Below are 11,302 nucleotides of genomic sequence, written 5' to 3' on the forward strand. Positions count from 1 at the left end.
CCCGGACGGTCTGACCCGCACCCAGGAGCTGCTGGCGAGCGACCCGCTGTGGCTGACCCTGCTGAAGGTGGTCGGCCTGTTCGTGATCGGGGTCGTGCTGACCCTGTTCATGATCAACTGGGAGCGCAAGGTCGTCGGCCGGATGCAGCACCGGCCCGGGCCGAACCGGACCGGCCCCGGCGGCTGGCTGCAGAGCCTCGCCGACGGGCTGAAGCTGGCGTTCAAGGAAGACATCATGCCGGCGCTGGCCGACAAGAAGGTCTACTTCATCGCCCCGGTCATCTCGACGATCCCGGCGTTCGTCGCGCTCTCGGTGATCCCGTTCGGCGGTGAGGTCACGATCTTCGGCCAGCAGACGGTGCTGCAGCTGGTCGACGTCCCGGTCGGCGTGCTCGTGGTGCTGGCCTGCTCCTCGATCGGCGTCTACGGGATCGTGCTCGGCGGCTGGGCGTCCGGCTCGCCGTACTCGCTGCTCGGCTCGCTGCGCTCGGCCGCCCAGGTCATCTCCTACGAGATCGCGCTCGGCCTGGCCGTGGTCGGCGTGGTGCTCTACGCCGGATCGCTGTCGACCGCGTCGATCGTCGGGGCGCAGGCCCAGGGCTGGTACGTCTGGCTGCTCTTCCCGAGCTTCGTGGTCTTCGTGATCGCGATGGTCGGCGAGACCAACCGGGCGCCGTTCGACCTGCCGGAGGCCGAGTCCGAGCTGGTCGGCGGCTTCCACACCGAGTACTCGTCGCTGAAGTTCGCGCTGTTCTTCCTCGCCGAGTACGTGAACATGGTGACCGTCTCGGCGATGGCGGTGACGCTGTTCCTCGGCGGCGGCATGTGGCCGTGGCCGCTGAGCTTCCTCAACGAGTACGGCTGGATGCAGTTCCTGGCCTTCATCCTGAAGACCCTGCTGTTCCTGTTCATGTTCATCTGGCTGCGCGGCACGCTGCCCCGGTTCCGCTACGACCAGTTCATGAAGCTGGGCTGGAAGGTCCTGGTCCCGGTGATGCTGGTCTGGATCGTCGCGATCTTCGGCATCCGCGCCTTCCAGTCGACCGGCGGCGACAACATCGTGCTGCTGCTCTCGCTGATCGGGTTCGCGCTGGCCGTCGTGCTGGCGGTGGCCTTCCTGCTGCCGGACCGGCAGGTCGAGGCCCCGCCGGTGGAACCGGCGTCGGACTACCCGGTGCCACCACTGGACCTGAAGGTCCCCGAGTCACCACCGAAGCGCCGCAAGGCCGTGCGGGCAGGACAGGAGGCCGAGTAGATGTTCGACTTCTTCAAGGGTTTCGGCGTCACCTTCTCGACGATGTTCAAGAAGGTCGTCACCGAGGAGTACCCGGAGGACTTCCCGCCCGCCGCGCCCCGCTACCACGGTCGCCACCAGCTCAACCGGCACCCGGACGGGCTGGAGAAGTGCGTCGGCTGCGAGCTGTGCGCCTGGGCCTGCCCGGCGGACGCGATCTACGTCGAGGGCGGGGACAACACCGAGGAGGCCCGGTACTCCCCGGGTGAGCGCTACGGCGCGATCTACCAGATCAACTACCTGCGGTGCATCGGCTGCGGCCTGTGCATCGAGGCCTGCCCGACCCGGTCGCTGACGATGACCAACTTCTACGAGCTGGCCGACGACAACCGGCAGGACCTCATCTACACCAAGGAGCAGCTGATGGCTCCGCTGCTGCCCGGCATGGAGCAGCCGCCGCACCCGATGCGTCTCGGCGAGGACGAGCAGGACTACTACGTGCAGGGCCCGACGCTGGCGAAGACGTCGGTGCTCGACCAGACCGGGGAGCAGATCCGATGACGGCGCTGGCCCCCCTGTCCGGGTTGCCGGTCGTGCTCGCCCAGGCCGGCGGCGAGGTCACCACCGGCGAGGCGATCGCGTTCTGGGTGCTCGGCCCGGTCGCCCTGGCCGGCGCGCTCGGCCTGGTGTTCGCCCGGCACGCCGTGCACGCGGCGCTGCTGCTGGTGCTGACGATGTTCTCGATCGCCGTGCTGTACCTGGTGCAGTCCGCGCCGTTCCTCGGCTTCGTGCAGATCATCGTCTACACCGGCGCGGTGATGATGCTGTTCCTGTTCGTGCTGATGCTGGTCGGCCGGGACTCCAAGGACTCGGTGATCGAGGTGCTGCGCGGGCAGCGCGCCGCGGCGCTGGTGTTCGGCGTCGGACTGGCCGCGCTGCTGGTCGGCGGCCTGTCCCGCGGGCTCACCGACGTCACCCCGGCCGGTCTGGCGCAGGGCGGGCTCGGCTGGAACGGCAACGTCCCCGAGCTCGGCCGGCTGATCTTCACCGACTACCTGCTGGCGTTCGAGCTGACCGCGGCGCTGCTGATGGTCGCCGCGCTCGGCGCGATGGTGCTGACCGGCTCGCAGAGCTCGCAGCACGCGAAGCTCAGCCAGCGCGAGACGGTGCTGCGCCGGCTGCGCGGCGAGCACGCCCGGATCTCCCCGCTGCCCGGCCCGGGCGTCTACGCCACCGCGAACTCGGTGGCGGTGCCCGCGCTGCTGCCGGACGGCTCGATCGCGCCGGAGTCGCTGGCCGAGATCATCGAGTCGGTGTCGGTGGACGTCCCGGACACGACGACGCCGGACGCGCACGCGCTGACCGGCCGCCCGGCCCCCGACCGGACGATCGAGTCGGGCGAGGCGAGTGAGACCGGGGCGGGCCCCGCAGACAGCACCGGGGAGCACCGATGACCCCCGAGTACTACCTGCTGCTCTCCGCCCTGCTGTTCACGATCGGTGCGGTCGGCGTGCTGGTCCGCCGGAACGCGGTCGTCGTCTTCATGTGCGTCGAGCTGATGCTGAACGCGGTGAACCTGTCCCTGGTCACGTTCTCCCGGATCCACGGCAACCTCGACGGGCAGGTGATGGCGCTGTTCGTGATGGTCGTCGCCGCCTGCGAGGTGGTCGTCGGACTCGCGATCATCACCGCGATCTTCCGCACCCGTCAGTCGTCCTCGGTGGACGACGCGAACCTGCTCAAGTACTAGGAGCCCCCGGGTGACCCTCCAACTCGCACAGGCCACTGCGGTAGCGCAGGGTGCGGCGCCGGCGACCGGCGCCGCGTCGCTGGCCTGGTTGCTGATCGCGCTCCCCGCCGCCGGTGCGCTCGTCCTGTTCCTGGCGGGCCGCCGGGCCGACGCCTGGGGCCACTGGCTCGGCGTCGCGACCGTGGTCGGCTCGTTCGCCGTCGGTCTCGCGATCTTCGTGCAGACGCTCGGCCTCGCCCCGGACGAGCGGCTGCGCGAGCAGTCGCTCTGGTCCTGGATGGAGTCCAGCGCGCTCAGCGTCGACTTCGGACTCCGGCTCGATCCGCTGTCGATCACGTTCGTCCTGCTGATCACCGGTGTCGGTGCGCTCATCCACCTCTACTCGGTGGGCTACATGAGCCACGACCCGAACCGGCGCCGGTTCTTCGCCCAGCTGAACCTGTTCGTCGCGGCGATGCTGGTGCTGGTCCTGGGCAACAACTTCGTGATGCTCTACCTCGGCTGGGAGGGCGTCGGCCTGGCGTCCTACCTGCTGATCGGGTTCTTCCAGGACCGGCCGGCCGCGGCGACCGCGGCGAAGAAGGCCTTCATCATGAACCGGGTCGGCGACGTCGGCCTGGCCATCGCGATCTTCCTGATCTGGCTCGAGCTCGGCACGCTGCAGTACTCCGACGTCTTCGCCCGGATCGGCGAGGTCCCCGGCGGCACCGTCCTGGCGATCACGCTGCTGCTCCTGCTCGGCGCCTGCGGCAAGTCCGGCCAGTTCCCGCTGCAGGCGTGGCTGCCGGACGCGATGGAGGGCCCGACGCCGGTGTCGGCGCTGATCCACGCGGCGACCATGGTCACCGCGGGCGTCTACCTGATCGCCCGGTCCGCGCCGATCTACAACCTGTCCGAGACCGGACGGCTGGTGGTCTGCCTGATCGGCGTGGTGACGCTGATGATCGGCGCGATCATCGGCTGCGCCTACGACGACATCAAGAAGGTGCTGGCCTACTCCACGGTCAGCCAGATCGGCTACATGGTGCTGGCCGTCGGGCTCGGCCCGGCCGGCTACGCGCTGGGCATCCTGCACCTGCTCACGCACGGCTTCTTCAAGGCCGGGCTGTTCCTCGGCGCCGGATCGGTCATGCACGCCATGAACGACGACGTCGACATGCGCCGATTCGGCGGGCTGTGGCGGAAGATGCCGGTCACCTTCGTGACGTTCGGCCTCGGCTACCTGGCGCTGATCGGCTTCCCGTTCCTGTCCGGCTACTTCTCCAAGGACGCGATCATCGAGGCCGCGTTCGCCCAGGAGGGCTGGCAGGGCTGGGCGTTCGGCGGCCTGGCGACCCTGGCCGCCGGCCTGACCGGCTTCTACATGACGCGGCTGATGCTGATGACCTTCTTCGGCGAGAGCCGCTGGAAGGAGATCCGCTCCACCGACGGCCGGGAGTACCACCCGCACGAGTCGCCCGCCTCGATGACGGCGCCGATGATCGTGCTGGCGTTCGGCTCGGTGTTCGCCGGGTTCCTGCTCTACCCGGTGCTGCCGGGCTGGCTGGCCCCGTCGGTCGGCGAGCGGGTGGCCGCCGAGGGCGGTCCGCTGCCGCACGCGGTGATCCCGTTCCTGGTGGTCGGCGTCTCGCTGCTCGGCGTGCTGCTGGCCTACCTGTTCGTGGGCCGCCGCCCGGTCCCGGTCGAGCGCCCGCAGCGGGTCTCGCCGGTGGTCGCCGCGGCCCGCGCCGATCTCGGCGCGAACGCCTTCAACGAGGCGTTCCTGGAGCGGCCCGGCATCTGGCTCACCCGGGTGCTGGTCTTCTTCGACAACCGGGGGATCGATGGCCTGGTCAACGGCACGGCCGCCGCGTTCGGCGGCGGCTCCGGCAGGCTCCGCCGGACCCAGACCGGCTTCGTCCGGTCCTATGCACTCTCGATGCTCGGCGGCGGGGTCCTCATCGTCGCCGCGATGCTGGCGGTGAGGTTCGCCTGATGATCGTCCCCGTAGACCCCATCGTCCCGGGCAGCGGCGGGAACCCGCTCCTGATCGTCCTGCTCCTGGTGCCGCTGGTCGGCGCCCTGCTGCTGTACCCGGTGCGCCGCAACGCGCCGGCGGCCAAGGCGATCGCGATGGCGACCGCGCTGGTCGAGCTGGCGCTCGTGGTCGTGGCGTGGTCGCTGTACTCGGTCCCGTCGGCGCAGGCCGGCACCCGGTTCCAGTTCGAGTTCTCGATGCCCTGGATCCCGGCCTTCGGCACGCACATCGCGTTCGGGGTGGACGGCATCTCGCTGGCGCTGATCGCGCTCACCGCCTTCCTGGTGCCGATCCTGCTGCTGTTCGCCTGGTCGGAGAAGCTGCCCGAGGGCCGCTCGGTGGCCGGCTACTTCGGGCTGCTGCTCGCCACCCAGGCGACGCTGGTCGGGGTGTTCGCGGCGACCGACGTGTTCCTGTTCTACGTGTTCTTCGAGGCCATGCTGGTCCCGATGTACTTCCTGATCGGGCGCTTCGGCGGCCCGCGCCGGCAGTACGCGGCGGTCAAGTTCTTCCTGTACTCGCTGCTCGGCGGGCTGATCATGCTGGCGTCGCTGATCGGGCTGTACGTGACGAGCGCCGAGCAGCTCGGCCGGGGCACGTTCACCTGGGCCGACCTGCAGGCGATCGCCGCCGACACCCCGACGTCGGTGCAGATCTGGCTGTTCCTCGGCTTCTTCGTCGCGTTCGCGATCAAGGCCCCGCTGGTGCCGTTCCACACCTGGCTGCCCGACGCCGGCGCCGAGGCGCCGATCGTCGCCGCGGTGCTGCTGGTCGGCGTGCTCGACAAGGTCGGCACCTACGGCTTCCTGCGCTACCTGCTGCCGCTGTTCCCGCAGGCCAGCCAGGTGCTGGCGCCGCTGGTGCTGGTGCTCGCCGTGGCCGGCGTCATCTACGCCGCGCTGCTCGCCGTCGGGCAGACCGACATGGGCCGGTTCGTCGCCTACACCTCGGTGGCGCACTTCGGGTTCATCGCGCTCGGGGTGTTCGCGTTCTCCAGCCAGGCGTTCGCCGGCGCCACCCTCTACATGGTCAACCACGGCCTCTCCACCGGGATGCTGTTCCTGATGGTCGGCATGCTGATCGCCCGCGGCGGGTCCCGGCTGATCGCCGACTACGGCGGCGTCGCGAAGCTCGCCCCGGTGATGGCCGGCTGCCTGCTGCTGGCCGGGATGAGCTCGCTGGCGCTGCCCGGGACGAACTCGTTCGTCTCCGAGTTCCTGGTGCTGATCGGCTCGTTCCCGACCCGGCCGGTGTTCACGATCATCGCGACGGTCGGCATCATCTTCGCCGCGCTCTACGTGCTCTGGTTCTACCAGCGCACGATGCAGGGCCCGGTGCGCGGCACCGCGGTGATCGGCGCGCTGGAGCGGGCCGGCGCCGGCGGCCCCGGCACCATGCTGGACCCGGGGGTCGCCGCGGACCGGAAGTCGTCCGGCTTCCCCGACCTGGGCCGTCGTGAGATCGGCCTGCTCGCGCCGCTGATCGTGGTGATCGTGGTGCTCGGCTTCTACCCGGCCCCGGTGCTCGACGTGATCAACCCGTCGGTGACGGCGACCATGGCCGAGCTCGGCCTGCCCGACCCGGTGCCCGCTGGAGGGATCGTCCGATGAGTTCCGTCGCCCAGGCAGTCTCCCAGGTGCCGACCACGATCGAGATGCCGCCGATCGACTGGGCGGCGTCCGCGCCGCTGTGGATCGTGTTCGCCGGGGCCTGCGTCTCGGTGCTGCTGGAGGCGTTCCTGCCGCGCCACCAGCGCTGGCCGGTGCAGGTCGTCGCGACCGGGCTGACCCTGCTCGCGGCGCTGGTCGCGCTCGCCGGGTACGCGCTGTCCGGCCCGGAGCCGGTGCTGACGTTCGGCCACGCGCTGGCGGTGGACGCACCCGCGCTGTTCCTCTGGGGCACGCTGATCGTGCTGACCGTCCCCAGCCTGCTGCTGCTCGCCGACCGCTCGGTCGAACCCGGCGGGGTGTTCGTCGCCTCCGCCGCGGAGCGGGCCGCGGCCCGCACCGGCGGCTCCGGATCGGTGCCCGCGGGCGGCGGCCCGGCCGGGGAGCACGTCGACCGCTCCTACGGCACGCCGGACCAGACGCCGACGATGCAGACCGAGCCGTTCCCGTTCGTGCTGTTCGCGCTCGGCGGGATGATGGCGTTCGTCGCGGCGAACGACCTGCTGACGATGTTCATCGCGCTCGAGGTGCTGTCGCTGCCGCTGTACCTGCTCTGCGGCCTCGCCCGCCGTCGCCGGCTGCTCTCCCAGGAGGCGGCCGTCAAGTACTTCCTGCTGGGCGCGTTCGGCTCGGCGTTCTTCCTGTACGGGATCGCGCTGCTCTACGGCTACGCGGGCTCGGTGCGGCTCTCCGAGATCTCCGAGTCCGCCGCGGGCTCGCTCACCTCGGACACGCTGCTGTTCGCCGGCCTCGCGCTGCTGCTGGTCGGGCTGCTGTTCAAGGGCTCGGTGGCGCCGTTCCACACCTGGACGCCGGACGTCTACCAGGGCGCCCCGACGCCGGTCACCGCCTTCATGGCGGCCTGCACCAAGGTCGCCGCGTTCGGCGCGATCGCCCGGGTGCTCTACGTCGCGTTCGGTTCCACGGTGTGGGAGTGGCGCCCGGTGCTGTGGGCGGTCGCGATCATCTCGATGGTCGTCGGCGCCGTGCTCGGCCTCACCCAGACCGACGTGAAGCGGATGATCGCCTACTCGTCGATCGCGCACGCCGGGTTCCTGATGCTCGGCGCGATGGCGATCACCCCGGACGGCACCGCCGGTCTGCTGTTCTACCTGGTGGCCTACGGCTTCACCACGATCGCGGTGTTCGGCGTCGTCTCGCTGGTCCGCGGGCCGGACGGCGAGGCGGGCCACCTGTCGGCGTGGGCCGGGCTGGCGAAGCGGTCCCCGCTCGCCGCGGGGGTCATGACCTTCCTCCTGCTCGCGCTCGCCGGGATCCCGCTGACCAGCGGGTTCACCGCCAAGTTCGCGCTGTTCTCGGCGGCCGCCGCGGACGGCATGGTGCCGCTGGTGGTGATCGCGCTGGTCGCCTCGGCGGTGGCCGCGTTCTTCTACCTGCGGGTGGTCGTGCTGATGTGGTTCAGCGAGCCCGCCGACGACGGCCCGACGGTCGTCGTCCCGGGCGCGTTCACCACGGTCGCCATCACGCTGGGCACCCTGGCGACGCTCGTTCTCGGGATTCTTCCCACACCCGTCCTCGAATGGGCCGCCAGCGGCGCGTTCATCGGCTGACGTTCGTACGCTGTGGGGGTGGAGACACAGAGTGTGGCCGGGGTCCGGATGGCCGATCCGATCCTGGCCGAGGCCACGGCCGACGGGCTGAAGCGGGTCGAGGACCTGCTGCACCGCGAGGTGCACAGCGACTACGAGTTCGTCACCGAGACCTCGTTGCACCTGATCGAGGCGGGCGGCAAGCGGTTCCGGCCGCTGTTCACCCTGCTCGCGGCCCAGGTCGGGCCGCATCCGGAGCGCGACGAGGTGATCACGGCGGCGGCGGTGGTGGAGCTCATCCACCTGGCGACGCTGTACCACGACGACGTGATGGACGAGGCCGCGATGCGCCGCGGCGCGGAGTCGGCCAACTCCCGCTGGGACAACTCGGTCGCGATCCTCACCGGGGACTTCCTGTTCGCGCACGCGTCGCGGCTGGTCGCCGATCTCGGCCCGGACGCGGTCCGGATCATCGCCGAGACGTTCGCCCAGCTGGTGACCGGGCAGATGCGGGAGACCCGCGGCCCCAAGGCGTCCGACGACCCGGTCGCGCACTACCTGCGGGTGGTGGGGGAGAAGACCGGGTCGCTGATCGCCACCTCCGGCCGGTACGGCGGGATGTTCTCGCTGGCCCCCGCCGAGCACGTGGAGGCGCTGCGCCGGTTCGGCGACCTGATCGGCACCGCCTTCCAGATCTCCGACGACATCATCGACATCGCCAGCCCGGCGGACGACTCCGGCAAGACGCCGGGCACCGACCTGCGGGAGGGCGTGCATACGCTGCCGATGCTGTACGCGCTGCGCGACGGTGACGACTCGCCGTCGTCGCGCAGGCTGCGGGAGCTGCTGGCCGCCCCGATCACCGACGACGGCGAGGTCGCCGAGGCGCTGGAGCTGCTGCGCTCCGGGGAGGCGCTGGTGAAGGCGCGGGAGACGGTCGCCGGGTACGCCGACCGGGCCCGCGCCGAGCTGGCCGTGCTGCCCGCCTGCCCGGCGATCGACGCGCTGCGGACGCTGACCGACTACACCGTCGAACGCACCGGCTGAGCGCGGCGGGCCCGCCGCACCAGGTCGACGGTGAACACCACCAGCGCGACCCAGACCAGGGAGAACCCGATCCAGCGGGCCGGTGGCATGTCCTCGCCGACGGCGAGCACGCCCCACAGGAACTGCAGGGTCGGGTTGATGTAGAGCAGCACGCCCAGCGTGCTCAGCGGGATCCGGCGCGCGGACACGCCGTAGAGCAGCAGCGGCAGTGCCGTCGCCGGGCCCGCGGACAGCATCAGCAGCAGGTGCCACGGGCCGAGATCGAGGAACGTCCCGGCGCCGGAGGTCTCCAGCACCAGCAGGTACACCGCGGCCGGGAGCACGAGGACCAGGCCCTCGGCGGTGAGGCCGGCCGCCGCCGGTACCGGCACCGTCGCCTTCAGCAGGCCGTAGATCCCGAACGAGCAGGCCAGCGCCATCGACAGCCAGGGCGGGCTGCCTGCCCCGATCCCGATGACCAGCACGGCGACGGCGGCCAGCGCCAGCGCCACCCACTGCGCGACCCGCAACCGCTCCCGCAGCACGACGACGCCGAGCAGTACCCCGACCAGCGGCGTCATGTAGTAGCCCAGCGCGATCTCGACGACCCGGCCGACCGACACGCCCCAGATGAACAGGCCCCAGTTCACCGAGATGAGCACCGCGGCGGCGCAGATCGCGAGCCGGCCGCGGTGGCCGAGCCCCTTCAGGTGCCGCCATCCGCGCAGCGCGGTGAGCACGGCGGCCATCAGCACGGTCGTCCACACGATCCGGTGCGCGAGCACCTCGACCGGTGCGGCCGGGTCCAGCAGCGGCCAGAACGCCGGGAACAGCCCCCACAGCACGTACGACCCGACGCCGGCCGCCAGGCCCGTCCGGTCTAGCTCGTCCCGACCGGGGGTGGTTCGTTCGGGCGAATGCGCGGTCATCCGGTTACCGTTCGGTCGCCCATCACAGGCACCATGATCCGGGAAGGGTGCACGGACGCGCGACCGCGGTGACGGCGTGCACGATCCGTGATACCAAGCACTGCGCCCGGGAGGCTCCCGGGTGGACGGAGGTCCGGTCATGGGCTGGATGTGGGCACTGCTCGCGATCGTCGTCGTGCTCGCGGTGGTCGGGCTGCTGGTGGTCCGGGCACGCAGCAACGGCGGCCCGGTCCCGGAGGCACCCGGGTCCCCGCCGGAGCAACCCCCCGGCCTGTTCGACGCCCCGACCCCGGCCGGCCCCGACGCCGATCGAGCGTTGCGAGATGGCGGTTCCGACGACCATCGTGCAACGCTCGACGTGCCGCGGCCCCGTTCCGGGGAGGAGGAGGTCGAACCGGCCGGCCGGCACGCGCTGCCCGACGACGTCGAGCCGGAGCCGCTCCCGGAGCCGGTGCTGCCCGAGCAGGCCGGGCCGCCGGAACCGCTGGTGCCGGCCCGCCCGCCGCGGGCCGCCCGGCCCGCCGAGCCGTCCCGGCCCGCCGGGCCGGCCCAGCCGGTCCAGTCGGCCGAGCCCGTCCAGTCGGCCCAGCCGTCCCAACCGGTCCAGTCCGCCCGACCGGTCCAGTCGGCCGAGCCGGTCCATCCGATCCAGCCGGTCCAGTCGGCCGAGCCGTCCCGGCCCGCCCAGCCGGTCCAGTCGGCCGAGCCGTCCCGGCCCGCCCAGCCGGTCCAGCCGGTCCAGCCGCCGTCCACCGGCGGCTCCGCGCTGGCCGCGCTCGACTCGCGGCTGATCGGGCCGGCGGCGGCCTCGGCGCCGCTGCCCGAGGGCGTCCGGCCGGGCCCCTACCTGGGCTCGGTACTGGCGCCCGAGGACGGCTCGGAGCCGCCCGACACGCACCGGGTCAAGGTGCACAGCGGGTCCCGCCGGTTCCACACGACCGACTCGCCGTACTACGTGCGGACCCGCGCCGACCTCTACTTCGAGAGCGAGTCCGGCGCCCGGGCCGCCGGGTTCATCGCCTGGCACGAGCGGCCCGGGGCGCGCTGACTAGAGGATCGTCCAGGTGTCGCGGCCGTTGAGCAGTGCTTGCAGGTCGGCGTTGCCGGTCTGTGTGGCGTGGTCGACCTG

At 71.5% G+C, this 11,302-nt stretch carries 10 protein-coding genes; 9 read left to right on the plus strand and 1 reads right to left on the minus strand.

Going from position 1 to position 11,302, the window contains the following annotated elements; translation table 11 throughout:
* Positions 1-10: 10 nt before the first annotated feature.
* The 8 genes from nuoH to ABD160_RS26260 all read left to right on the plus strand — a co-directional run bounded on the left by nuoH (position 11) and on the right by ABD160_RS26260 (position 9,265).
* On the plus strand, positions 11-1,255 hold the full coding sequence (nuoH, locus tag ABD160_RS26225; protein WP_344027156.1) for an NADH-quinone oxidoreductase subunit NuoH: 1,245 nt from the start codon (positions 11-13) through the stop codon (positions 1,253-1,255).
* On the plus strand, positions 1,256-1,795 hold the full coding sequence (gene nuoI / locus ABD160_RS26230; RefSeq protein WP_085915823.1) for an NADH-quinone oxidoreductase subunit NuoI: 540 nt from the start codon (positions 1,256-1,258) through the stop codon (positions 1,793-1,795).
* The gene (locus ABD160_RS26235) at positions 1,792-2,688 is read left to right on the plus strand and encodes an NADH-quinone oxidoreductase subunit J (RefSeq protein ID WP_344027132.1); all 897 of its coding nucleotides are present in this window, start codon (positions 1,792-1,794) and stop codon (positions 2,686-2,688) included. The genes nuoI and ABD160_RS26235 overlap by 4 nt, the downstream gene beginning before the upstream one ends.
* Positions 2,685-2,984, plus strand: coding sequence for an NADH-quinone oxidoreductase subunit NuoK (gene nuoK, locus ABD160_RS26240; protein ID WP_344027134.1), 300 nt, complete (start codon positions 2,685-2,687; stop codon positions 2,982-2,984). The genes ABD160_RS26235 and nuoK overlap by 4 nt, the downstream gene beginning before the upstream one ends.
* Positions 2,985-3,063: 79 nt before the next feature.
* A complete protein-coding gene (gene nuoL, locus ABD160_RS26245) occupies positions 3,064-4,959 on the plus strand; it encodes an NADH-quinone oxidoreductase subunit L (protein ID WP_344027158.1) in 1,896 nt (631 codons plus the stop codon).
* Positions 4,959-6,611, plus strand: a complete 1,653-nt coding sequence (locus ABD160_RS26250) for an NADH-quinone oxidoreductase subunit M (RefSeq protein WP_344027136.1) — start codon at positions 4,959-4,961, stop codon at positions 6,609-6,611. Before nuoL ends, ABD160_RS26250 begins: the two co-directional genes overlap by 1 nt.
* A complete protein-coding gene (gene nuoN / locus ABD160_RS26255; protein WP_344027138.1) occupies positions 6,608-8,239 on the plus strand; it encodes an NADH-quinone oxidoreductase subunit NuoN in 1,632 nt (543 codons plus the stop codon). The genes ABD160_RS26250 and nuoN overlap by 4 nt, the downstream gene beginning before the upstream one ends.
* 48 nt (positions 8,240-8,287) lie before the next feature.
* Positions 8,288-9,265, plus strand: coding sequence for a polyprenyl synthetase family protein (locus tag ABD160_RS26260; RefSeq protein ID WP_344027160.1), 978 nt, complete (start codon positions 8,288-8,290; stop codon positions 9,263-9,265).
* Here the strand turns inward: ABD160_RS26260 and rarD are convergent.
* Positions 9,241-10,173 carry an EamA family transporter RarD gene (rarD, locus tag ABD160_RS26265; RefSeq protein WP_344027140.1) on the minus strand — a complete coding sequence of 311 codons (933 nt, stop codon included), beginning with the start codon at positions 10,171-10,173 and terminating at the stop codon, positions 9,241-9,243. The genes ABD160_RS26260 and rarD overlap by 25 nt on opposite strands.
* Before the next feature lie 121 nt (positions 10,174-10,294).
* On the opposite strand from rarD, the gene ABD160_RS26270 reads away from it, so the two are divergent.
* Positions 10,295-11,221: a sunset domain-containing protein gene (locus tag ABD160_RS26270; protein WP_344027142.1), complete on the plus strand. Its 927-nt coding sequence runs from the start codon at positions 10,295-10,297 to the stop codon at positions 11,219-11,221.
* Positions 11,222-11,302 lie beyond the last annotated feature (81 nt).

The sequence above is a fragment of the Pseudonocardia kongjuensis genome (assembly GCF_039526905.1).
In the GTDB taxonomy this organism is placed as follows: domain Bacteria; phylum Actinomycetota; class Actinomycetes; order Mycobacteriales; family Pseudonocardiaceae; genus Pseudonocardia; species Pseudonocardia kongjuensis.